Below are 20571 nucleotides of genomic sequence, written 5' to 3'. Positions count from 1 at the left end.
CAATGCGTGTCGGAGGGTGCCTACCGCTGGGCCGGGCTTTCGTCGCTCGCCGCGTCGAGCGCCGCGATGGTCTCGGGCGCCAGTTGGAGACTCGCTGCCGCGATCAGTTCGTCGAGCTGCTTCACCGAGGTGGCGCTCGCGATGGGTGCCGTCACGGAGGGCCGCGCGATCTGCCATGCGATCGCCACTTGCCCCGGGGTGGCGCCGTAGGCGTGGGCGGCGGCGTCGAGCGCCTCGAGGACGCGAAGGCCGCGCGGATTCAGGTACTTCCTGGTCGTGTTCACGCCGCGTGCGCTCTTTGCCGCATCCGCCTCGGTGCGGTACTTGCCCGTGAGAAAGCCGGCGGCGAGCGCGTAGAAGTTGATCACGCCGATGCCGCGTTCGACGCACAGAGGTTCCAGCTCCTTCTCGAACACGGCGCGGTCGTAGAGGTTGTAGAGCGGCTGCAGGCTCTCATAGCGCGGCAGGCCTTGCTTCTCGGCCACATCGAGCGCTTCGGCCAGGCGGGGGGCACTGAAGTTCGATGCGCCGATCGCCCGCACCTTGCCGGCCTTGATCAATGCGGCAAAGGCCTCGGCCGTGTCCGAGAACGGCGTCTCCGGATCGTCGTCGTGCGACTGGTAGAGGTCGATGTGATCGGTCTTCAGGCGCTTGAGCGATGCGTCGACAGCGTCGCGGATATAGGCCGGTGAGAGCCCCTTCTTGCCTTCGCCCATCGGCTTGCCGACCTTGGTCGCGAGCACGACGCGATTGCGCTTGCCGGTCTGCCGGAGCCACTTGCCGATGATGGTTTCGGATTCGCCGCCGCTATGGCCCGGAACCCAGCTCGAGTAGACGTCGGCTGTGTCGACGAAGTTGAAGCCGGCGTCGAGCCAGGCATCGAGCAGCCGGAACGAGAGCGACTCGTCGACGGTCCAGCCAAAGACGTTGCCGCCGAAGGCGAGGGGAGAGACTTGCAGGCCGGAGCGGCCGAGCGGGCGAAACTGCATGAGCGGATTCCTGGAAGGTTCGGATCAGACAAAGCCTGCGGCGCCAAGCAGCGCACCGGCGCCGAGGAGCCACAGCAGATGGATGCGGGTGCGCCAGACGATAAACGCCGAGACGCCAGTCAGCAGCCAGAGGTGCCAGGCAGGCGCGTCGCCGGAATGGTTACCCGAGGCCAGCACCCAGCCGGTCGCAATCAGCAGGCCGACCACGATCGGCGCCATGCCCTGCTTGAAGGCCCGTACCTCGCGCCGTTCGCGGTTGCGGTGGCCCCACCGGGTCGCGAAGTAGGTCAGCGTGGTGCTGGGCAGCATGATGCCGACCATGGTGATGGCCAGCCCAAACAGGCCCAGCAGCCAGGCCTGCGGGCCGGCGCCGATGCCGCCGCCGGCGTTGAGGCCAACGTTCCAACCCATCAGCGCGACGAACAGCACATTGGGCCCCGGGGCGGCCTGCGCGATGGCGACTGAAGAGCTGAATTGCGCGTCCGTCAGCCAGCCATGCTGCGCCACCAGGTAGCGGTGCATGTCGGGCACGGTGGTGATGGCGCCGCTGATCGACAGCAGGGAGAGCATGAGGTACTGGCCGAAGAGCGCCAGCCAGTCATGCCAGTGCATCACGATCGTCATGGGCGGATCTTTCGCCAGGTCCAGACGCAGGTCGCGCCGCCGACCGCCAGCAACACCCACCCCAGCGGAATGCGTGCGAAAGCGATCGCGGCGAACACCAGTGCCACCAGGCCGAGACACACGCCGAAGCCCAGCGGATGCCTGCGCAGCGCCGGGGTCAGCTTGATGCCGGTGGCGGCGATCAGGCCCCCCGCCACCGCGCCCATGCCGCGAAGCGCACCGGCTACCTGCGGATTGCCGGCGTAGTGCGCGTAGAGCACCGCCAGCGTGAGGATCACGCCGAGCGGCACGACCAGCATGCCGGCCACCGCGCAAACGGCGCCGCGCAGGCCGAAATAGCGGTCGCCGATCATCAGGGCAAGGTTGACCACGTTCGGCCCCGGCAGCACCTGGGCCACGGCCCAGTCTTCGAGGAATTGATCGGGCGTCAACCAGCGTTTCTTCTCGACCATTTCGCGCTGCACGACGGCGAGCACGCCGCCGAAGCCTTGCAACGCAAGCCAGGTGAATGAGACGAACAGGTCGCGCGGGGACTGGGGTTGCGGTCGGTCGGTCGCCGATGCCGCGCTGGGTAGGGGCGGGTGCATTGCGGGCGATTATCGTTGGCAAGGCGCATGCCATCGCGGCGCGCCGTTCGACTTGCGCGGCGGGGCCATGCTGCGACACTGGCGCCCATGAATGCACGCGCGCTCTTCGATCTCTGCAAGCAGTCCTTCGCATCCTGGCGCGCGGACTACGCCCCGAGCATGGGCGCGGCGCTGGCCTACTACACGGTGTTCTCGGTGGCGCCGCTGCTGCTGATCGTGATCTCGGTCGTCGGTCTCGTCTTCGGGCGGGAGGAGGCGCGCGGCGAGATCTTCGAGCAGCTTTCGGGGCTGATGGGCCCGGAGGGCGCGCGGGCAATCCAGATCATGCTCGAAGCGCTCAACAAGCCGCGGCAGGGCATCGTGGCAACGGTGATCGGCGTCGCCCTGCTGCTGGTCGGTGCGACCACGGTCTTCGGCGAACTGCAGGATGCCTTCGACCGCATCTGGCGCGCACCGGCGCGCGAGGAAGTCAACGGCCTGCTCGACCTCATGCGCGTGCGACTGCTTTCCTTCAGCATGATCATGGGCATCGGCTTCCTGTTGATCGTCTCGCTGGTGGTCAACGCGGCGCTCGCGGCGCTGGGCGAATGGTGGGCGCCGGTCTTCGGCGGATGGGCCACTCTGGCGCAGAACGTCAACTCCGGGTTCGGCTTCGTGATCGTGACGGTGGGCTTCGCGATGATCTTCAAGGTCATGCCGCGCGTGAGTGTGCAATGGCGCGACGTGTGGGTCGGCGCCTTGGTCACCGCTGTGCTGTTCACCATCGGCAAGTACCTGATCGGCCTGTACATCGGCAAGACCGGCATCGCCTCCGGCTACGGTGCCGCCGGCTCGCTGGTGGTGCTACTGGTGTGGGTGTACTACTCGGCGCAGATCTTCCTGCTGGGCGTTGAGTTCACGTGGGTCTACGCGCACGCCTACGGCTCGTTCAAGGGACGACCACGGCCGGCGGCGAGAGCGTCGCCGACGCGCGCCGAACAGTCCTCCTGATCAGCCGGCAAAGCCGCCGTCGTCGAGGAACTTCTGCTCGTCGGCCGTGGTGCGGCGGCCGAGTGTGTCGTTGCGATGCGGAAAGCGGCCGAAGCGCGCAATGATGTCGCGGTGCAGCACCGCGAAACGCTGCGTATTGGCATCGAGAGCGGCATTGAGCGCGACCGAACGCTCCTGGTCCGCGAGCGATTCCGAATGCATGAAGGGCAGATAGAAGAAGGGCCGCAGTGCCGTGTCGACCTGCCGGTCCAGGCCGGCATCGATGGCGACGGCCGCGATGGCCCGCGCCTTGCCGTCGGTGGCGAACATGTGGCCGCTGCCGCGCCAGGCATTGCGCGGCAACTGATCCAGCAGCACGAGCAAGGCCAGCGCGCCCTCGGCCTCGGCGGCCCAGTGGTCGAGCGCGCCGGTCGCGGCGGCATGGTGGGCGGTCTCGAAGCGCGCTTTGAATTCGATGTCGAAAGCATCGTCCTTGGCGAACCAGCGGTCGGGACCCGCGTCGCACCAGAACCGGACGACGTCTTGAGCGGAAGGAAGAGCATTCATGGCGGCAGGATCATGCCATCGCATCCCCCAAAGTCGGGTTGATGACCGACAGCGCCGCCCCCCAATGCTTTTTATCCTGTGGGATTGCCAACTACACGGAGATGCCTCATGACACGATACGGCACGACCTTGCGCATGGCCCTCGTGGCCGGCGTTGCGACCGCGGCCCTGGTGGGTTGCGGAATGATGTCCAAGTCCAACACCGCGAGCTTCAGCGGCAGCATGAACGCCGCGAGCGAGGTACCGCCCAACATGACGCGCGGCAGCGGTCTCGCCGAAGCGACGCTGAACAAGGAAACGAACGTCCTCAAGTACAAGATCACCTACGACGGGCTGAGCGGGCCGGCGACGGCGGCGCATTTCCACGGACCGGCCGCGGCCGGCGCGAATGCGGCGGTGGTGCTGCCCTTCGCCAATCCGGCAAGCCCGATCGAGGGCCAGGCGACACTCACGCCCGCGCAGGCGGCCGACCTGATGTCTGGCAAGTGGTACGCCAACATCCACACGGCGGCCAACCCGGGCGGCGAAATTCGCGGGCAGATGTTGCCGAAGATGTAGTCCTCCGGAGAGAGGCGGGAGCGGCGGCGCATGGTGTCCAATGAACGCCATGGGAACCACAGCAAATGCAAAGCTCTCCGCCCCTCGCCGGCCTGGGCCCGGTGTCGACATCACCCATGCCCGCAAGGCGCTGGTGCTGCAGGGCGGCGGCGCGCTCGGGGCCTATCAGGCCGGGGTCTACGCCGGCGTTTTCGAGAAGCACAAGGCGCTCGATTGGGTGGCCGGCGTCTCGATTGGGGCCATCAACGCCGCGCTGATCGCGGGCAATGCCCCTGAAATGCGGGTGCAACGGCTTCGCGAATTCTGGGATCTCGTTTCGTCAGGCCCGGCCCAGCGCGTGCCGTCATGGTGGAACGACCGTGCCATGTTCAATCAGTGGAGCGCCACGTCCGCCGCGGTGTTCGGCGTGCCCGGCTTCTTCGAGCCGCGTCGCAGTCCCGCGCTGCTGCTCGGCGGCGCGGCGCCGGTGCTGAGCTACTACGACACCGCGCCCTTGAAGTCGACACTGGAACGGCTGGTGGATTTCGACCGCCTCAATCACCCCGAGATCCGATTCAGCGTGGGTGCGGTGAACGTGCGAACCGGCAATTCCATCTACTTCGACAACACCGTGCAGCGCATCGGTCCCGAGCACATCATGGCGAGCGGTGCGCTGCCGCCGGGCTTTGCGCCGGTGCACATCGACGGCGAGGACTATTGGGATGGCGGCATCGTCTCCAACACCCCGCTGCAGTACGTGCTCGACATGCATCCGCGCAGCGAACCGCTGCTGGTGCTGCAGGTCGACCTGTTCAGCGCGCGCGGCGCGATGCCGCGCACGATCTCCGAGACGATGGAGCGGCAGAAGGACATCACCTATTCGAGCCGCACCCGCATGAACACCGATGCGCTCGCCTCGAACATGAACCTCCAGCAGGCGATCGCGGACCTGATCAAGAAGCTGCCCGCACCGTTGCGCAAGGATGCCAGCGTGCAGGCCGTGTGCGACCAGCTCTCGCACAAGCCGATCGAGATCGTGCATCTCATCTACCGCGACAAGCCCTACGAGCTCGAATCGAAGGACTACGAGTTCTCGCGCGCGTCGGTCGACGAGCATTGGGAGGCGGGCTGGCGCGACATCTGCAACACGCTGGACCATCCCGAATGGCTGGAGAGCGCGTCGCAGATCAACGGCGTCACCACCTTCGACCTGACCGAGCCGAACGCCCACCGCGTACGCCGTCCGATGAAGCTGCCGCACATTCCGGCCGGCAGTTAGCCGGGCAGATCAGGTTCGTTTAAGTCTCTGGCGTCAATCTGCTGCCATGGGCACGCAGATTGCACGCATCCTCCAACCTCCGTCACGCAAAGGAAATTCCATGCAACTCAAGGACAAGGTCGCCTTCATCACCGGCTCGGCCAGCGGCATCGGCAAGGAAATTGCGATCGTCTTCGCCAAGGAAGGCGCCAAGATCGTGATCGCCGATCTCAACAAGGAAGCCGCCGACGCCACCGCCGCCGAACTCAAGGCAGCGGGCGCGCAGGCCATCGGCGTCGGCGTCGACGTGACCAGCGAAGAGCAGGTCAACGCATCCGTCGAGGAAGCGGCCAAGGCATTCGGCGGCATCGACATCCTGATCAGCAACGCCGGCATCCAGATCGTGCATCCGGTCGAGGAGTTCAGCTTCGCCGACTGGAAGAAGATGCTGGCGATCCACCTCGACGGCGCCTTCCTGACCACCAAGGCCTGCCTGAAGCACATGTATGCGCAGGGACGAGGCGGCAGCGTGATCTACATGGGTTCGGTGCACTCCAAGGAGGCATCGCTGCTCAAGGCGCCGTACGTCACCGCCAAGCACGGCCTGATCGGGTTGGCCAAGACCGTGGCGAAGGAGGGCGCCAAGTACGGCGTGCGCGCCAACGTGATCTGCCCCGGATTCGTGCGCACGCCACTGGTCGAGAAGCAGATTCCGGAGCAGGCGAAGACGCTCGGCATCACCGAGGAACAGGTCATCAAGAACGTGATGCTCAAGGAGACGGTGGATGGCGAGTTCACGACCACCGATGACGTGGCGCGCGTCGCATTGATGTTCGCTGCATTCCCGACGAACGCGCTGACGGGTCAATCGCTGGTCGTGAGCCACGGCTGGTTCATGCAGTGACTGGGGCAGGGTAGTAACCCTGCATTTCATGCCGGCTGAATGACAGCTTGACGGCCTAGGATTCCGACAACGGGCGCGATGGCGCGCCTGCCAGAACTCGGAGACCCTCATGGCCATGGCGACATCCCTTCATTTCATCGGCCGGCGTGCAGCCATTGCCTCGACGGCGTTGCTGCTGGCCGCTTGCAGCGGTCTCGGCACCGGGTCCGCGACGACCGACGTCCATGTGATGACCTCGGGCGGCTTCACGGCTGCCTACAACGACTTGCGGCCAGGATTCGAAAAGTCGAGCGGCCGTGCAGTGAAGACTGCCTACGGCGCCTCGATGGGCAACGCTGACGACTCGATCCCGAGCCGGCTGGCGCGCGGCGAGCCGGCCGACGTCGTGATCCTGGCGCGGCCGGCGCTCGACGCGCTGGTGGAGCAGGGGAAAGTCGTTCCCGGCAGCCAGGTCGACCTGGTGCGCTCCAGCATCGGCTTCGCGGTCAGGAAGGGCGCGCCCAAGCCCGACATCAGCACGGTCGATGCGCTCAAGCGCACCCTGATCGCCGCGCCGTCCATCGCCTATTCGGCGAGCGCCAGCGGGACCTACTACGAGACCGAACTGCTGAAGAAGCTGGGCATCGAGGCGCAGGTCAAGCCGAAGAGCAAGCGCATCCTGAGCGAGCGCGTGGGCACCGTGGTCGCGCGCGGCGAGGCCGCGCTCGGCCTGCAGCAGGTGAGCGAGTTGCTGCCGATCGAGGGCATCGACTATGTCGGCCCCTTGCCGGCCGAAGTGCAGCGCGTCACCGTGTTCTCGGCCGGTGTCGCGAGTGCTTCGAAGCAGCCCGACGCCGCCCGCGCGCTGATCCGCTACCTGAATTCACCGGAAGCCGCGCCGACCATCGCCAAGACGGGGCTTGAACCGCTGGCCGCTCGCTGAAGCCGTCACCCAGCCAGCAGACGCGCTGGCCGCGCCTTCACGAACGCTGAAGACCCCTTGCCCCGGGCGCACTGGCGCTCCGGGTGCCGGCTGCCTAAAGTTGCTCCTCTCACGAGGAGACAACGCATGACGACGCCCGGCACTTTGGCCATTCCTTCCATGAAGAGCCAGTGCTCGCCCGCCGAATGGCAAGCCCGTGTCGATCTGGCTGCCTGCTATCGGCTGATCGAGTTCTACGGCATGGCCGACATGATCGCCAACCACATTTCGGCGCGGGTGCCGGGGGAGGACGGCGCCTTCCTCATCAATGCCTACGGGATGATGTACGAGGAGATCACGGCGTCGAGCCTGGTCAAGGTCGACCACGAAGGCAACATCCTGTCCAAGCCGGATTTCGGCGATCTGGGCTACGGCGTCAACAAGGCCGGCTATGTGATCCACAGCGCGGTGCATGCCGCGCGGCCCGAAGTGGCGTGCGTGATCCACACCCATAGCTGGGCATCGATGGCCGTGTCCTCGCTGGATTGCGGGCTGCTGCCGCTCACGCAGACGGCCATGCGCTTCCTGAAGATCGGGTACCACGAGTACGAGGGCGTCGTGCTCGACACCGCCGAGCAGGCCTCGCTGGTCGCCGATCTCGGCCAGTCGGAGGCGCTGATCCTGCGCAACCATGGTGCGCTCGTCGTCGGGAACACCGTGGGCGAAGCCTTCAACTGGATGCATCGGCTGGAGCTGGCTTGCCGCTCGCAACTCGCGGCCATGGCCTGCAACAGCCCCTTCCGCCCGGTTCCGCCGGCGGTGCTGGAAGCCACCTGGAAGAACTACCAGCCCGGCACGCGCCGCCCTTACGGGGTCATGGAGTGGCCTGCCTTGCTGCGCAAGCTGGACCGTATGGACCCGAGCTTCCGCGACTGAGTCATCGAACACAAAAAAGGAGACAACCCCATGAGCCCGATCCCTTCCGACGCCGTCTCCGATCCAACGACCCAAGCGCCGTGGCAGCCGCGGCGGCGCGCCGCGGCCCTGGCAATGGTCGCGTTGACCGCGTCGATCTTCGCCCCCCCGACGTTTGCCCAAGCCTACCCGGCCAAGCCGGTGCGTATCGTCATCGCGTTCTCGGCGGGCGGCACCACCGACATCCTGGCCCGCTCGGTGGCGCAGAAGCTGGGCGACCAGCTCAAGCAGCCTTTCGTCATCGACAACAAGCCCGGTGGTGGCGGCAACATCGGCACCGAGGCGGTGGTGCGCTCGGCGCCCGATGGCTACACGCTGATCGTCAACTCCGTGGGCCCGATCGCGGTCAACCAGACGCTCTACAAGAACCTGCCCTACGACCCGCTGAAGGACTTGGTGCCGATCGTGCAGATCGCCGACGTGCCGAACGTGCTGGTGGTCCATCCCTCGGTTCCGGCCAGCACCTTCGAGGAATTCGTCGCCTACGCCAAGGCCAATCCCGGCAAGCTCAACTATGGCTCCACGGGCACCGGCACCTCGTCGCACCTGTCGAGCTTCATGCTGAGCCAACGCATCGGCACCGAGACCACCCACGTGCCCTACAAGGGGGCGAACGCGCTGAACGACCTTCTCTCCGGGCGCCTGCAGTTCATGTTCGCGACCATTCCCTCGGTGATCCAGCACATCCGTGCCGGCAAGCTGCGGGCGCTGGCCGTCTCCAGCAACAAGCCCTCGCGGTCGCTGCCCGGCGTTCCCACGGTGGCGGAAAAAGGCTTCCCAGGTTTCGCCGCAGGGTCGTGGTTCGGATTCTTCGCACCCAAGGGCACGCCGGAGTCGGTCATCGTGCTGCTCAACAAGTCGGTCAACGACGTCCTGCCGTCGCTGGAGGAGCAGATGATCCGCGAGGGCGCTGATCCGGTAGGCGGCACGGCGGCGCAGTTCGGGCAGTTCACCCAGCGCGAATACGAGAAATGGAAAGTGATCGTGCGCGAGTCCGGCGCGACGCCGGAATGAGCGGCAATTCCGCCATGGCTCCGCTGCGCATCCTGCTGTCGGATGCCGCCCGGGAGCGGGTCGGGGCGGCGATTGCATCTGCGATGGGGCCGCGCGCGCATTCCTTCGTCGCACCGCAAGCGGGTGTCGACGCCGATCTCGCCTTCGTGACGCGCGATGTCACCGGCTTGTCCACCAAGCATTCCGTGCTGCCCGCGACACAGGCGTTCTACGACGCGATGCTGGGTGCACCGAGCCTGCGCTGGGTGCATGTGCATTCGGCGGGCGCCGACCGGCCTGTCTACGTGGAGCTGCGAGCCCGCGGCGTGGCGATCAGCACTTCATCGGGTGCCAATGCGGCCGTGGTGGCACAGACGGCGCTGGCTGGCCTGCTGGCGCTGGCGCGTCGTTTTCCCCAGCTCATGCGTGCACAGCGCGAGCGTGCGTGGGCACCGCTGATCGGCACCGGTTTGCCGCGCGACCTGGCCGGGCAGACGGCGGTGATCGTTGGCTGGGGGCCCATCGGCCAGCACATCGCTGCGTCGCTCAGGCTGCTGGGGCTGCGTGTCGTCGTGGTTCGCAGCAGCGCCGAGCCGGCGGCTGCGGATATCGAAACGCTGCCTTTCGAGGAAATCGGTCGCGTGCTCCCGCGCGCCGACTGGCTGTTGCTGGCCTGCCCGCTGACGTCGCGGACGCGAGGTTTGATCGACGCGCGCGCGATCGCGTTGTTGCCGGAGGGGGCGCATCTGGTCAATGTGGCGCGCGGCGAGCTGGTCGACGAGCCGGCGCTGATCGAGGCGCTCTCCAGCGGAAAGCTGGGCGGCGCGTTCCTCGATGTCTTCGCGCACGAGCCGCTGCCGCCGGAGTCCCCGCTGTGGGGCTTGGACAATGTGATCGCGACGCCCCATAGCGCGGGCTTTTCGGACGGCAATGCGGCGCGGGTGACCGAGCTGTTCATCGACAACCTCCGGCGCTGGCTCGCCGGCGGGAAGCTGCAGAACGAGGTTGCCTGACATCGCCGGGCCACATCAAGCTGCCGGCGGGGCGCACTTCAACTCCCAGGTTTCGCCGACCAGTTGCTGCCCGAAGCCTTCGTACGGCTCCGACTTGACCAGCCTGAAGCCGCGCGCCGCATAGATGCCACGCGCGGCAGTGAGGCAACTGTTGGTCCAGAGGACCATCTTCCGGTAGCCCTTGCCGCGGGCGAAGGCGATGCATTCGTCCGTGAGCCGCGCCCCGAGGCCCAGCCCGCGGGCCTTGGGGCTCAGGATCAGCATGCGCAATTGGGCCGTCGTGGGCGACTTGCGCACCACGAACACGGCGCCGACCCGCTCGCCGTCGAGTTCGGCGATCCAGCAGCGCTCCCATTCCGGCTGGAACTTGCGCAGGAACTGGCCGGCGATGTCGGCCACCAGGGCTTCGAAGTCGCTGTTCCAGCCGTATTCGCGTGCATAGATTTCGCCGTGCTGTTGCACGACCCATCCCATGTCGCCCGGCGCCGGCTCGCGCAGCACGGCGGCCCGCGTTTTTGCCGGTGCGGCCGCGGCCGGGTCCAGCAAGGCTTGCACGGTCTGCATGGCATCGATCAACTGCAGCCTTTGCGGCGCGGCGAGCGGGGCGAGGAGGGCGGTGGCCTCGTCGCGCGATCTTTGCTGCAGCGGTGCAAAGGCCTGATGCCCGGCCTCGGTCAGGCGCAGCAGGCTCTGACGTGCATCGCGAGGATGGGGCTCGCGGCTGAGCCAGCCACTGGCCTCGAAGCGTCGAAGGATGCGGCTGAGATAGCCGCCGTCCAGGTGCAGGTCCTTGCCGATCTCGCTGGCCACGGGTGCCTCGCGGTGCGCCAGTTCGTACAGCACGCGGACGTCGGTCAGCGACATATCGCTGTCCAGATAGGGGTCGAGCACGCCGATCCGGCGGGTGTAGAAACGGTTGAACTGGCGGATCGCCTTGACGGCGGCGACCTCGGGCGAGGGGAGTGAAATCGTCGACATACTTGCCATTGTCAATCAAATGATTGACGGAAGCAATCAATAAGGCGAGTGCACGGATTGAGTGCTTTGCCATTTAGGGCGACAGAACCACTGGAAAACCCTAAAATCGTGGGTTGCCCACCACGGGCCCACCCGGCCCGCAGGCCTGCGCGGCACCTTTGCCGTCCTATCCCCGATGAACGCCCCCGTCGACGTCTCCTTTTTCGCGCGTGCCGCCAAGCCGCTGACCAGCTACCGAAAGTACTGGGCGGCCCGGTTCGGCACGGCCAAGTTCCTGCCGACGTCAAGGGCCGAGATGGATGTGCTGGGCTGGGACAGCTGCGACATCATCGTCGTCACCGGCGACGCCTATGTCGACCACCCGAGCTTCGGCATGGCCGTGATCGGCCGCATGCTGGAGGCGCAGGGATTTCGCGTGGGCATCATCGCGCAGCCCGACTGGCACAGCGCCGACCCCTTCAAGGTGCTCGGCAAGCCGAACCTGTTCTTCGGCGTGACCGCCGGCAACATGGATTCGATGATCAACCGCTACACGGCGGACCGGAAGATCCGCAGCGACGACGCCTATACGCCCGGCGATGTCGGCGGCCGGCGGCCGGACCGCGCGGCCATCGTCTACTCGCAGCGCTGCAAGGAAGCCTGGAGCGACGTGCCGATCGTGCTGGGCGGCATCGAAGGCTCGCTGCGCCGCATTGCGCATTACGACTACTGGCAGGACAAGGTCCGCCGCTCGATCGTGGTGGACGCCAAGTGTGACCTGCTGCTCTACGGCAACGCCGAGCGGGCCATCGTCGAGATCGCGCACCGGCTGGCGGCGCGCGAACCGGTTCAGCAGATCACCGACGTGCGCGGCACCGCCTTCGTGCGGCGCGAGACGCCCGAGGGCTGGTTCGAGATCAACTCGACCAGCGTCGACGAGCCCGGCCGGGTCGAGGCGCACGTCAATCCCTACCTGATGGTGTCGGACCAGGCCAAGGCCAACGGCGCGACCTGCGCCAAGGAAGACGAGGCGGAGGCCGTCGCACAGGCGGCAGAGGCTGCCGGGTCGGTCAACCTCGCCATCAAGCCGCTGAATTTCGTTCCCAATCCGGCGCTGCAAAGCCGCGCCCGGATCAAGGTGCCGCCGCGCGACCGTTCGGTGATCCGCCTGCCTTCGTACGAGCAGGTGCGTGCCGACCCGGTGCTCTACGCCCACGCCAATCGCGTGCTGCACCTCGAAACCAACCCCGGCAACGCGCGCGCCCTGGTGCAGGCGCACGGCGAGGGCACGACCGCCCGCGACGTCTGGATCAACCCGCCGCCGATCCCGCTGACCACTGCCGAGATGGACCACGTTTTCGACCTGCCGTATGCGCGCAGCCCGCATCCGCGCTACGTCGACGAGCACGGCAGCCACGACGGCGCGACCAAGATCCCGGCCTGGGAAATGATCCGCTTCAGCGTGAACATCATGCGCGGCTGCTTCGGCGGCTGCACCTTCTGCTCGATCACCGAGCACGAGGGGCGCATCATCCAGAGCCGCTCCGAAGAATCGATCATCAAGGAAGTCGAGGCGATCCGCGACAGCGTGAAGGGCTTCACCGGCACGATCTCCGACCTCGGCGGCCCGACGGCCAACATGTACCGCATCGGCTGCAAGTCGCCCGAAATCGAATCGGCCTGCCGCAAGCCGAGTTGCGTGTACCCGGGCATCTGCCCGAACCTCAACACCAACCACGACCCGCTGATCAAGATCTACCGCCGGGCGCGTGCGCTCAGGGGCATCAAGAAGATCCTGATCGGCTCCGGCCTTCGCTACGACCTGGCCGTGCAGTCGCCCGAGTACGTGAAGGAACTGGTGCAGCATCACGTCGGCGGCTATCTCAAGATCGCGCCCGAGCACACCGAGCAGGGGCCGCTCACCAAGATGATGAAGCCCGGCATCGGCAGCTATGACAAGTTCAAGCAGATGTTCGAGAAGTTCAGCGCCGAGGCTGGCAAGAAGCAGTACCTGATCCCGTACTTCATCGCCGCGCACCCGGGCACCAGCGACGAGGACATGATGAACCTCGCGATCTGGCTCAAGAAGAACGGCTTCCGCGCCGACCAGGTGCAGACTTTCTATCCCTCGCCGATGGCCACGGCCACGACGATGTACCACACCAACAAGAACCCGCTGCGCAAGATCACGCGCGAGAGCGAAACGGTGGATATCGTGCGCGGCGACAAGCGCCGCCGGCTGCACAAGGCCTTCCTGCGCTACCACGATGCCAACAACTGGCCGCTGCTGCGCGAGGCGCTCAAATCGATGGGCCGCGCCGACCTGATCGGCAATGGCAAGCACCACCTGATCCCGACCTGGCAACCGCTGACCGACGGCAGCTACCAGAGCGCACGCCGGAAGAATTCGACGACCGTCGCGCTCACGCCCGTGAAGCCCGCCAAGGGCCGCATCCTCACGCAACACACGGGCCTGCCGCCGCGCGAGACCGGCGCAGCGCGCACCCGGCCTTCTGCCGGCAAGCCGATCCGCAAGGGCCGCTGAGCCGGCAGCAACGCCGCGACGGGCCTGGTGCCTTGCGGTGTATGGTGTCGGGCATGAACAAGCTGCTGGTCGCGTTTCTGCGGTGGTGCCGCATCGGTCTTTGGCTGTCGCTCGCTGCGATGGCCTTGGGCTCGCAGGCCGGGACACTGGAAGCCGGATCGGCGCCGGCCATGCGGGAGCTGCATCGCAAGCTCAGTGACAGGCTTGCCGACAGCCCGTTGAAGCGACCCGTCGTCCTCGACTCCATGGAGACCGACGGCGGGCTGCAGGGCGACGTCTATGCAGTCGTCAATCACTCGATCGACGACGTGCGGCGCGCGCTCGAGCGATCGTCGCAGTGGTGCGAGATGCTGATCCTGCACATCAACAACCGCCGATGCCGCGCTGAGCATGGCTCCAACGGCGAAAAGCTCACGCTCAGCGTCGTGCCGCGCTACGACAAGCCGATCGACCAGGCCTTCGAGCTGACCTTCGTCCATCGGGTCGCCCACGCCACGCGCGAATACCTGCTGGTGGACCTTTCTGCCGAATCGGGGCCGATGGGCACCAGCCACTATCGCGTGCTGCTCGAAGCCGTGCCGCTCGGCGAGCGCCAGACCTTCCTGCACTTCGCCTACGCCTACGACCACAACATGGTGGCCCGGCTTGCGACCATGGCCTACCTGGCGACCTTCGGCAGCGACAAGGTGGGCTTCACCGTCGTCGGCAAGACGCCGGACGGCGGGCCCGAGTACATCCGCGGATTGAGGGGCTTGGTGGAGCGCAATGCAATGCGCTATTTCCTCACGCTCGAAGCCTATCTCGACGGCTTTGCCGTACCGCCGCCGGAGCGGGCCGACAAGCGCCTGAACAGCTGGTTCCAGGCTGTCGAGATGTACCCGACGCAACTCCACGAGATCGATCTCGCGACCTATCTCGCAGTCAAGCGCGAAGACCGGCAACGCGACGCCGGAACGGGGCGCTGAGCGCTCGTCAGCGCAGCACCAGCACCGGCGTGTGCGAATGCGTCAGCACGTGCAGCGTTTCGCTGCCCATCAGCAGGCGCTTGATGCCGCGGCGTCCGTGCGAGGCCATCACGATCAGGTCGCACTTGTGCACGCGGGCGGCTTCGATGATGGCTTCGGAGATCAGCTCCGACTGCATGATGATTCCGCGCGTGCTTTTCACGCCCTTTGCGTCCGCGGTGGTCTTGACGGCATCGACCACGCGCTGCGCTTCGACGTCGGCCTGCTCGCGCAGGCGCGAAACCTCCATCTGGCTCATCAGCATCGAGCCTTCGAAGTAGCTCGCGGGGTAGTGATGGACCACCTTGACGGCGATCAGCTCCGCCTGCGTCAGGAGGGCCAGGTCGATGGCGCTGGTGACGGCAAGCTCCGACAGTTCCGATCCGTCGGTGGCGACGAGGATGCGTTCATACATGGCGACGCTCCCGGGCGGGGTGAGGCCGCCCCGCTTCAGATTAATGCGCGAATGGGCGCCGGGCAAGGCTTCTGCGAGCGTCTAGGCGGGATTGCCTAGGGCGGGTGGCGTTCTCTCCGAATAGGGAACAATCACTCTCATCTTGGCCCGTCGCGTCGATCCCTACAGCCTTCGATTGTTTGTCTCTGCAGCACGGGCAGGGTCGATCGTCCGTGCGGCCGGGCAGGAGCACATCGCCCCGTCCGCGCTGAGCAGGCGACTGGCCGACCTGGAGCATGCCTTTGGCACAGCGCTCCTGATCCGGTCGCCGAGGGGCGTAGCCCTGACGAATGCCGGACGCATGGTGCTGGCGCGCGGAGAAAAGATCGACGAGGACCTGCAGGCGCTCGTGCGCGAAGTGCAGACCGAGGGCGACGAAGTGCGCGGGACCGTGCGTCTCTACGCCAACATGTCGGCAGTGATCGGTTTTCTGCCGGAGCGCTTGCGCGCATTCATGGCGGCTTACCCCCAGGTGGAAGTCTCGCTGCAGGAGAACGACACGCGAGACGTCATCCGGGCCTGTCTCGACGACCGTGCCGATGTCGGCATCGGCGTCGACATGGCCGTGCCGGGCGGCCTCGACGCCTGGCCCTTCGCCACGGACCCCTTGCAGGTGGTGCTGCCGGCCGGGCATGCGCTGGCGAAGCACAAGGCGTTGCGCTTTGCGCAGGTGCTTGAACATCCGCTCATCGGCATTCATCAGGGCGGGGCGCTCGATCGCTCCCTGCACGAGCGTGCTGCCGAGCTGCACCGGACCTTTGCCCCGGCCGTGTCGGTCAGCAGTTTCGATGCGGTTTGCCGCATGGTCGAAGCCGGGCTCGGCATTGCGGTGATTCCCACGAGCGCAGCCGCTGCCTATGCCGGTAACCCGCAATTTGTGCGGCGAGCGCTCGACGAGCCCTGGGCGCTGCGTGAACTGCGCCTGTACGCGCTGCGCAAATCGCCGCGGCCTCGCGCGGTGGGCGCCTTGATCGAGAGCCTGCGAGGGTAGGCGTCGATCTCGCATTTCGCGAGAGCCCATCTGCCGTATTCGCGCTTTGCGGCACGCCGCGCGCCCGCGAGAATTCGGCATGACAGCCACCTCGACAAGCAGCCCCCAGGCGCTCCGGTTCGCTCCGGCCATCCTCTTCCTGAGCCAGTCGGCGGATGTGGTCGCCCGCAGCCTGCAGGGCGAACAGGTTGCGCTCGACGAGGCGCGTCCCCTGCGCGACGACGTGTCGACCGACGAGATCACGCCGCTGCCGATCCTCACGCACTACGACGACAAGCTCGGGCGCTACCCCTACACCGGCTTCAGGGCGGGCCACGATGCAATGCCCATCGGCACCGACGCGATCCGCACCCATGGCGTCGAAGTCGTGGTGGCCGGCAAGCGCTATGGCAAGGGCTCCTCGCGCGAGCACAGTCCCGCCGCGGAAAAGCTGGCCGGCGTCCGGCTGGTGATCGCCGAGAGCTTCGAGCGCATCTACCGCCAGAACGCGGACAACATCGGGCTTTTCACCTCGACCGATTTCGGGCTGGTCGACCGCATCCAGGCGGGTGAGGCGATCCCGCTCGCGGATCTGGTCGCGGGTCGGGATGCGTTAGCGACCGCGATTCTCTGCAGCGGTGGATTGCTTCGCTTCGGCCAGCGGCACATGCGCGACATCACCGCGGCAGCGGAGGCAGACGACACACGCCCGCGCACGCTCTTCGAGAAGATCGTGGCACGCCATGCCCTGGCCACCGATCTGACCGAGGCGCATCCCGCGCCGGGCGATGGCGCCTTCGTGCGGGCGGACTGGCGCTTCATCCACGAGTACTACACCGGCATGGCGGCGCACATGCTGCACGCCACTTTCGGCCGACCGCTGGTGCTGCACGAGCCCGGCTCGATCATCGTGTTCGAGGACCACACCTCCTATGTCGAGGAAAGCCCTGCGCACGTGCGCGGCGGCCTGGTGCCCAATGTGCATCGCATGGTCGAGGCGCAGCGCGAATTTGCGGCGGCCTATGCGCTGCGCTCGCATCGCACGCTGAGCGAAGCCGAGGCGGCCTTGGACGACGGCAGCAATGTCGCCGGCATCTCGCACGCGATGGTGGCCGAACACTATGCGCTGCCGGGGCAGCTCGTCGTCGGCACCGATTCGCACACGCCGCACAGCGGCGCGCTGGGCTGCGTTGCCTTCGGTGTCGGTACGACCGACATGGCCAACGCCTTCGTCACCGGCGCCGTGCGCCTGACCGTGCCGCAGTCGCTGCGCATCGTGCTGAAGGGAAGGGTGCCGGCGGGCCTGACTGCGAAGGACATCGTGCTGCACCTCCTGGCGCAGCCGTTCATTCGCAGCGGTGGCGGCGTCGGCAAGGTGTTCGAGTTCTGCGGCGAAGCCATCGCGGGGCTTTCCACCGACGAGCGGGCCACGCTCACCAACATGACGGCCGAGCTCGGTGGCTTCACCGGCATCGTCGCGCCTGATGCGGAAACGGTGCGATTTCTGCGTGCGCGCCGTGGCATCGACTTCGCGCTGGAACCGTGGATGCACAGCGACGAGGGCGCCGACTACGCCGAAACCCTTGTCATCGATTGCGCCAGCGTGCCCCCGATGGTGGCCCGCCCCGGCGACCCCGGCAACGGGCTGCCGTTGGCGGAAGTGCAGGGGCCGGTCCGCATCGACATCGCCTACGGCGGGTCATGCACCGCCGGCAAGCGAGAAAATTTCGACCACTACCACGCGGTGTTGCGCTGGGCCGCGGACCGTGGCCTCCGCGTCGCGCCGAACGTCGCGCTCTTCCTTCAGTTTGGCACCACGGCCGTGCGCGATCACTGCATTGCGCAGGGCTACATGGACGCCTTCGAGAAAGTCGGCGCGCGCATGCTGCAGCCGTCGTGCGGCGCCTGCGGCAACTGCGGGCCGGGCGGTTCGACGAGCAAGGACCAGATCACGGTCAGCGCCATCAATCGCAATTTCCCGGGGCGCGGCGGTCCGGGTCAGGTCTGGCTCGCGAGCCCGCCGACCGTGGCGGCCAGCGCGATCGCTGGCGAACTCGTGTCCTTCGAGACGCTGCAGCAGCGGCACGCCTGAATGCGCGGCTCCGTCACCCTCGGGCCGCTAGAGCTGGCGAGCGCGCAGCATGCCGCCGGAACGCATGAAGTTGCCGCCGCCGAGATGGTGGATGGTCTGCAAGTCGGCGTTGTCCTCGCGGTAGGACCAATGGCCGCCGGCAAAGACGCGCTCGTCCGCGCCCGCGGCAACGACTTCCGCGAAGCAGGTGTCGTAGGCGTCCTCGGTATGCGGCTCGCTGATCAGCCGGCATTCGAGCCAGGCGGCGCAGCCCGTCTCCAGCAGGGGCATTCCCAGTACAGGGCCGGGCCTTGCCTCGATTCCATAGCGCTCGAACTTGTCGGTCTCGCGTCCGCTCGTGCTGCCCAAGGCATAGGTGAGGTCCATCAGCGCAGTACCCGGAATGCAGATGCCGAATGCGCCGCTGGCCGCAACGAGTTCCCGCGTGTAGGTTCGTTTGTCGATGACGACGGCGATGCGTGGCGGCGTGAACTCCACGGGCATCGACCAAGCCGCGGCCATCACATTGCGGCGCGATCCGTCCGCACTGGTCACCAGGACGGTCGGACCGTGGTTGACGAGGCGGCTCGCGTGCTCGAGCGCGACAGGCAGGAAGTGTTTCATGGGGACTCCGTCAAGGGGTGTTCGGTCTTGGGTGCTGCAGGCGCCGCACTTCTTCGGCCAGCGCCAGCACCGTCAGGGGAGCGGACCCTTCGGCCTCGTTGCTGATCGTGATGTAGGCGTCGTGGCCCGCGCCCGTCGTGCCGGCAATCACGCGCGCCAGTGACGCCCGTGTGTCGAGGTCGGGATCGACCAGCTTGTCGAAAGGCTCGTACAGCGTCTTGGCCTCTTCGTAGCCGTAGGCACCGTGCCGCCGGTTGAGGTTCCAACGGCAGACCAGTGGCCCGGGCCAGAGTGCGCGCAGGAGCGGCAACTGATCTGCAATCGGCGGCATCTTCGAATGCAGGCCGAGGCAATAGGTCGCGCCCGCTTCGCGCAGCACGTCGACGAACGCCGGCGTGAGGAACTCGGGGTTGCGCACCTCGACCGCGATCACGCCGTCCGGTGCGTGCGGCCGCAAGGCGGGCAGGGCTTGCAGCATCGCGCGGAGACGGTCCAGTATTTCGGGCATCCGGGCGAGCAGGGCGCCGGGCAACGGGCTCAACTGGAACACCAGCGCGCCGAGCTTGTTGCCGAGGCCTTCGAGCGCCGGTTGCACGAACTCGCCGGCAGCGAGCGCCGTGTCCAGAAAGGCCGGATTGGGCTCCATGCCGCGTCCATCCTCACCGCGCACCATGGCGTCGGCGACGAGGCTCGGTGCCTTCACGACGAAGCGGAAGTCCTCGGGCACCTGCGATGCATAGGCGGCGAACTGGCTTGCCGACAGGGGCTTGTAGAAGCTGCGGTCGATGCTCACGGTGCGCAAGAGCGGATGCCGCGCATACGCGGCGAGCCCGTGCTTCGACAGCACCCGTGGCTCGTAGTCGCCTTCCCAGACCATTCCGGCCCAGCCGGGGAACGACCACGAGGACGTGCCCATGCGCAGCGTCGACGGAAGTTCGCCGGCCAATGCCTGCTGCGATGCATCGGGCGGCGCTGCCAGCACCTTCGCGCGGCGTTGCGTGGTCGTCTTCTGCGGCTTCTGCGGCTTCTGCGGCTCGGGTGCGGAGGGCTGCGCCGGGGCGGGAAGATCGGGGTCGTCGAAAAGCGAGTCTTGCATCGTGCGGCAGGCGGAAGAGCCGGACATTCTGCCCCGCCCGGGCGCCGTCCCGCCGAGGGACGAGCAGTTCGCGTCAGTTCGGCTGGCGCACCTTGACGATCGTCAGTGCGACCGTCTCCACCTCGAAGCCCCATCGGGTGGTGTACGCGCTCTGCTCCCGCGCGGCGACCTTCCAGCCGGTGGCATCGAGCTCCGAGAGGGAGGTCGAGCCGAAATTGAAATGGCAGGTCACCTTCTTCTCGTCGTCGCGCGACGCCGGCTCGCCGCTCGAACGCGTGATGGAGCAGAAGTCGCGCGTGCCGATCGCCGACGAGCGCAGGCGCGCGATGCGCTCGGCCTCGCGGGCGGCGAGGTAGTGCCTTTCGTGCTCGGAACCGGCATCGTCGGCGACGACCCGAATAGGCTGCGCCGTGGACGACGGCCGATACGGAACTCCGGCGTTGTGGCTCTCAGCCTTGGATGGCGGCGACATGCAGCCCGAGATCGACAGGGCGACAAGCAATGAAGGCAGGGTTCGGGCGTAGGGATTCATG

General features: G+C 66.9%; 21 protein-coding genes. 12 read left to right on the top strand and 9 right to left on the bottom strand.

What is annotated here, in order from left to right:
* Nucleotides 1–20 precede the first annotated feature (20 nt).
* Genes QTH90_RS05670 through QTH90_RS05660 form a run of 3 tightly spaced genes read right to left on the bottom strand, consistent with a single transcriptional unit; the run spans nt 21 to nt 2200 of the window.
* A complete protein-coding gene (locus QTH90_RS05670) occupies nt 21–989 on the bottom strand; it encodes an aldo/keto reductase (protein ID WP_286663534.1) in 969 nt (322 codons plus the stop codon).
* Nucleotides 990–1013: 24 nt separating this feature from the next.
* Nucleotides 1014–1613, bottom strand: coding sequence for a chromate transporter (locus tag QTH90_RS05665; RefSeq protein ID WP_286663533.1), 600 nt, complete (start codon nt 1611–1613; stop codon nt 1014–1016).
* Nucleotides 1610–2200: a chromate transporter gene (locus QTH90_RS05660; protein ID WP_286663532.1), complete on the bottom strand. Its 591-nt coding sequence runs from the start codon at nt 2198–2200 to the stop codon at nt 1610–1612. The genes QTH90_RS05665 and QTH90_RS05660 overlap by 4 nt, the downstream gene beginning before the upstream one ends.
* An 87-nt stretch (nt 2201–2287) precedes the next feature.
* On the opposite strand from QTH90_RS05660, the gene QTH90_RS05655 reads away from it, so the two are divergent.
* Nucleotides 2288–3190 carry a YihY/virulence factor BrkB family protein gene (locus tag QTH90_RS05655; RefSeq protein WP_286663531.1) on the top strand — a complete coding sequence of 301 codons (903 nt, stop codon included), beginning with the start codon at nt 2288–2290 and terminating at the stop codon, nt 3188–3190.
* Here QTH90_RS05655 and QTH90_RS05650 read toward each other — a convergent pair whose 3' ends face one another.
* Entirely contained in the window at nt 3191–3736 is a 546-nt protein-coding gene (locus QTH90_RS05650) for a DUF924 family protein (RefSeq protein WP_286663530.1), read from the bottom strand.
* A gap of 108 nt (nt 3737–3844) precedes the next feature.
* Between QTH90_RS05650 and QTH90_RS05645 the strand changes: the two genes are divergently transcribed.
* The 7 genes from QTH90_RS05645 (at nt 3845) to QTH90_RS05615 (ending at nt 10317) form a co-directional block, all read left to right on the top strand.
* Entirely contained in the window at nt 3845–4294 is a 450-nt protein-coding gene (locus QTH90_RS05645) for a CHRD domain-containing protein (RefSeq protein WP_286663529.1), read from the top strand.
* A 49-nt stretch (nt 4295–4343) separates the two neighbouring features.
* Nucleotides 4344–5552: a patatin-like phospholipase family protein gene (locus QTH90_RS05640; RefSeq protein ID WP_286663528.1), complete on the top strand. Its 1209-nt coding sequence runs from the start codon at nt 4344–4346 to the stop codon at nt 5550–5552.
* Between the two features lie 100 nt (nt 5553–5652).
* Nucleotides 5653–6435, top strand: coding sequence for a 3-hydroxybutyrate dehydrogenase (locus tag QTH90_RS05635; protein ID WP_286663527.1), 783 nt, complete (start codon nt 5653–5655; stop codon nt 6433–6435).
* A gap of 115 nt (nt 6436–6550) precedes the next feature.
* Nucleotides 6551–7357, top strand: coding sequence for a substrate-binding domain-containing protein (locus QTH90_RS05630; protein ID WP_286663526.1), 807 nt, complete (start codon nt 6551–6553; stop codon nt 7355–7357).
* A gap of 126 nt (nt 7358–7483) precedes the next feature.
* On the top strand, nt 7484–8272 hold the full coding sequence (locus tag QTH90_RS05625) for a class II aldolase/adducin family protein (RefSeq protein WP_286663525.1): 789 nt from the start codon (nt 7484–7486) through the stop codon (nt 8270–8272).
* Between the two features lie 114 nt (nt 8273–8386).
* Entirely contained in the window at nt 8387–9325 is a 939-nt protein-coding gene (locus tag QTH90_RS05620; RefSeq protein WP_286664469.1) for a Bug family tripartite tricarboxylate transporter substrate binding protein, read from the top strand.
* Nucleotides 9322–10317 carry a D-2-hydroxyacid dehydrogenase gene (locus tag QTH90_RS05615; RefSeq protein WP_286663524.1) on the top strand — a complete coding sequence of 332 codons (996 nt, stop codon included), beginning with the start codon at nt 9322–9324 and terminating at the stop codon, nt 10315–10317. Before QTH90_RS05620 ends, QTH90_RS05615 begins: the two co-directional genes overlap by 4 nt.
* A 15-nt stretch (nt 10318–10332) precedes the next feature.
* Here the strand turns inward: QTH90_RS05615 and QTH90_RS05610 are convergent, their stop codons facing one another.
* Nucleotides 10333–11304 (bottom strand): bifunctional helix-turn-helix transcriptional regulator/GNAT family N-acetyltransferase, encoded by a 972-nt coding sequence (locus QTH90_RS05610; protein WP_444814675.1) that lies wholly within the window; start codon nt 11302–11304, stop codon nt 10333–10335.
* 166 nt (nt 11305–11470) lie between these two features.
* On the opposite strand from QTH90_RS05610, the gene QTH90_RS05605 reads away from it, so the two are divergent.
* Both QTH90_RS05605 and QTH90_RS05600 read left to right on the top strand, forming a co-directional pair.
* Entirely contained in the window at nt 11471–13819 is a 2349-nt protein-coding gene (locus QTH90_RS05605; RefSeq protein ID WP_286663522.1) for a YgiQ family radical SAM protein, read from the top strand.
* Between the two features lie 53 nt (nt 13820–13872).
* Nucleotides 13873–14784: a hypothetical protein gene (locus QTH90_RS05600; RefSeq protein WP_286663521.1), complete on the top strand. Its 912-nt coding sequence runs from the start codon at nt 13873–13875 to the stop codon at nt 14782–14784.
* Between the two features lie 7 nt (nt 14785–14791).
* On the opposite strand, the gene QTH90_RS05595 is transcribed toward QTH90_RS05600, so the two are convergent.
* The gene (locus QTH90_RS05595; RefSeq protein WP_286663520.1) at nt 14792–15238 is read right to left on the bottom strand and encodes a universal stress protein; all 447 of its coding nucleotides are present in this window, start codon (nt 15236–15238) and stop codon (nt 14792–14794) included.
* Nucleotides 15239–15380: 142 nt separating this feature from the next.
* Here QTH90_RS05595 and QTH90_RS05590 point away from each other — a divergent pair, with 142 nt between their 5' ends.
* Nucleotides 15381–16268, top strand: coding sequence for a LysR substrate-binding domain-containing protein (locus QTH90_RS05590; protein ID WP_286663519.1), 888 nt, complete (start codon nt 15381–15383; stop codon nt 16266–16268).
* A 79-nt stretch (nt 16269–16347) separates the two neighbouring features.
* Nucleotides 16348–18339 carry an aconitase family protein gene (locus tag QTH90_RS05585; protein WP_286663518.1) on the top strand — a complete coding sequence of 664 codons (1992 nt, stop codon included), beginning with the start codon at nt 16348–16350 and terminating at the stop codon, nt 18337–18339.
* A 27-nt stretch (nt 18340–18366) separates the two neighbouring features.
* Here the strand turns inward: QTH90_RS05585 and QTH90_RS05580 are convergent, their stop codons facing one another.
* The 3 genes from QTH90_RS05580 to QTH90_RS05570 are packed head-to-tail and all read right to left on the bottom strand — an operon-like array spanning nt 18367 to nt 20570.
* On the bottom strand, nt 18367–18942 hold the full coding sequence (locus QTH90_RS05580; protein WP_286663517.1) for a flavin reductase family protein: 576 nt from the start codon (nt 18940–18942) through the stop codon (nt 18367–18369).
* A gap of 10 nt (nt 18943–18952) precedes the next feature.
* On the bottom strand, nt 18953–20065 hold the full coding sequence (locus tag QTH90_RS05575) for a DUF72 domain-containing protein (protein WP_286663516.1): 1113 nt from the start codon (nt 20063–20065) through the stop codon (nt 18953–18955).
* 46 nt (nt 20066–20111) lie between these two features.
* The gene (locus QTH90_RS05570; protein WP_286663515.1) at nt 20112–20570 is read right to left on the bottom strand and encodes a hypothetical protein; all 459 of its coding nucleotides are present in this window, start codon (nt 20568–20570) and stop codon (nt 20112–20114) included.
* Nucleotide 20571 lies beyond the last annotated feature (1 nt).

The sequence above is a fragment of the Variovorax flavidus genome, from assembly GCF_030317145.1.
Classification (GTDB): Bacteria; Pseudomonadota; Gammaproteobacteria; order Burkholderiales; family Burkholderiaceae_C; genus Variovorax; species Variovorax flavidus.
Note: the sequence above shows the minus strand (reverse complement) of the source record. Positions and strands in the feature narration are given on the sequence as shown.

Excerpts from the sequence above, each read along its gene's own strand:
- QTH90_RS05575 (WP_286663516.1), bottom strand. The coding sequence starts at position 20,065 with ATGTCCGGCTCTTCCGCCTGCCGCACGATGCAAGACTCGCTTTTCGAC.
- QTH90_RS05615 (WP_286663524.1), top strand. The coding sequence starts at position 9,322 with ATGAGCGGCAATTCCGCCATGGCTCCGCTGCGCATCCTGCTGTCGGAT.
- QTH90_RS05595 (WP_286663520.1), bottom strand. The coding sequence starts at position 15,238 with ATGTATGAACGCATCCTCGTCGCCACCGACGGATCGGAACTGTCGGAG.
- QTH90_RS05620 (WP_286664469.1), top strand. The coding sequence starts at position 8,387 with ATGGTCGCGTTGACCGCGTCGATCTTCGCCCCCCCGACGTTTGCCCAA.
- QTH90_RS05630 (WP_286663526.1), top strand. The coding sequence starts at position 6,551 with ATGGCGACATCCCTTCATTTCATCGGCCGGCGTGCAGCCATTGCCTCG.
- QTH90_RS05670 (WP_286663534.1), bottom strand. The coding sequence starts at position 989 with ATGCAGTTTCGCCCGCTCGGCCGCTCCGGCCTGCAAGTCTCTCCCCTC.
- QTH90_RS05580 (WP_286663517.1), bottom strand. The coding sequence starts at position 18,942 with ATGAAACACTTCCTGCCTGTCGCGCTCGAGCACGCGAGCCGCCTCGTC.
- QTH90_RS05660 (WP_286663532.1), bottom strand. The coding sequence starts at position 2,200 with ATGCACCCGCCCCTACCCAGCGCGGCATCGGCGACCGACCGACCGCAA.
- QTH90_RS05625 (WP_286663525.1), top strand. The coding sequence starts at position 7,484 with ATGACGACGCCCGGCACTTTGGCCATTCCTTCCATGAAGAGCCAGTGC.
- QTH90_RS05635 (WP_286663527.1), top strand. The coding sequence starts at position 5,653 with ATGCAACTCAAGGACAAGGTCGCCTTCATCACCGGCTCGGCCAGCGGC.
- QTH90_RS05605 (WP_286663522.1), top strand. The coding sequence starts at position 11,471 with ATGAACGCCCCCGTCGACGTCTCCTTTTTCGCGCGTGCCGCCAAGCCG.
- QTH90_RS05585 (WP_286663518.1), top strand. The coding sequence starts at position 16,348 with ATGACAGCCACCTCGACAAGCAGCCCCCAGGCGCTCCGGTTCGCTCCG.
- QTH90_RS05610 (WP_444814675.1), bottom strand. The coding sequence starts at position 11,304 with ATGGCAAGTATGTCGACGATTTCACTCCCCTCGCCCGAGGTCGCCGCC.
- QTH90_RS05665 (WP_286663533.1), bottom strand. The coding sequence starts at position 1,613 with ATGACGATCGTGATGCACTGGCATGACTGGCTGGCGCTCTTCGGCCAG.
- QTH90_RS05600 (WP_286663521.1), top strand. The coding sequence starts at position 13,873 with ATGAACAAGCTGCTGGTCGCGTTTCTGCGGTGGTGCCGCATCGGTCTT.
- QTH90_RS05570 (WP_286663515.1), bottom strand. The coding sequence starts at position 20,570 with ATGAATCCCTACGCCCGAACCCTGCCTTCATTGCTTGTCGCCCTGTCG.
- QTH90_RS05645 (WP_286663529.1), top strand. The coding sequence starts at position 3,845 with ATGACACGATACGGCACGACCTTGCGCATGGCCCTCGTGGCCGGCGTT.
- QTH90_RS05655 (WP_286663531.1), top strand. The coding sequence starts at position 2,288 with ATGAATGCACGCGCGCTCTTCGATCTCTGCAAGCAGTCCTTCGCATCC.
- QTH90_RS05640 (WP_286663528.1), top strand. The coding sequence starts at position 4,344 with ATGGGAACCACAGCAAATGCAAAGCTCTCCGCCCCTCGCCGGCCTGGG.
- QTH90_RS05650 (WP_286663530.1), bottom strand. The coding sequence starts at position 3,736 with ATGAATGCTCTTCCTTCCGCTCAAGACGTCGTCCGGTTCTGGTGCGAC.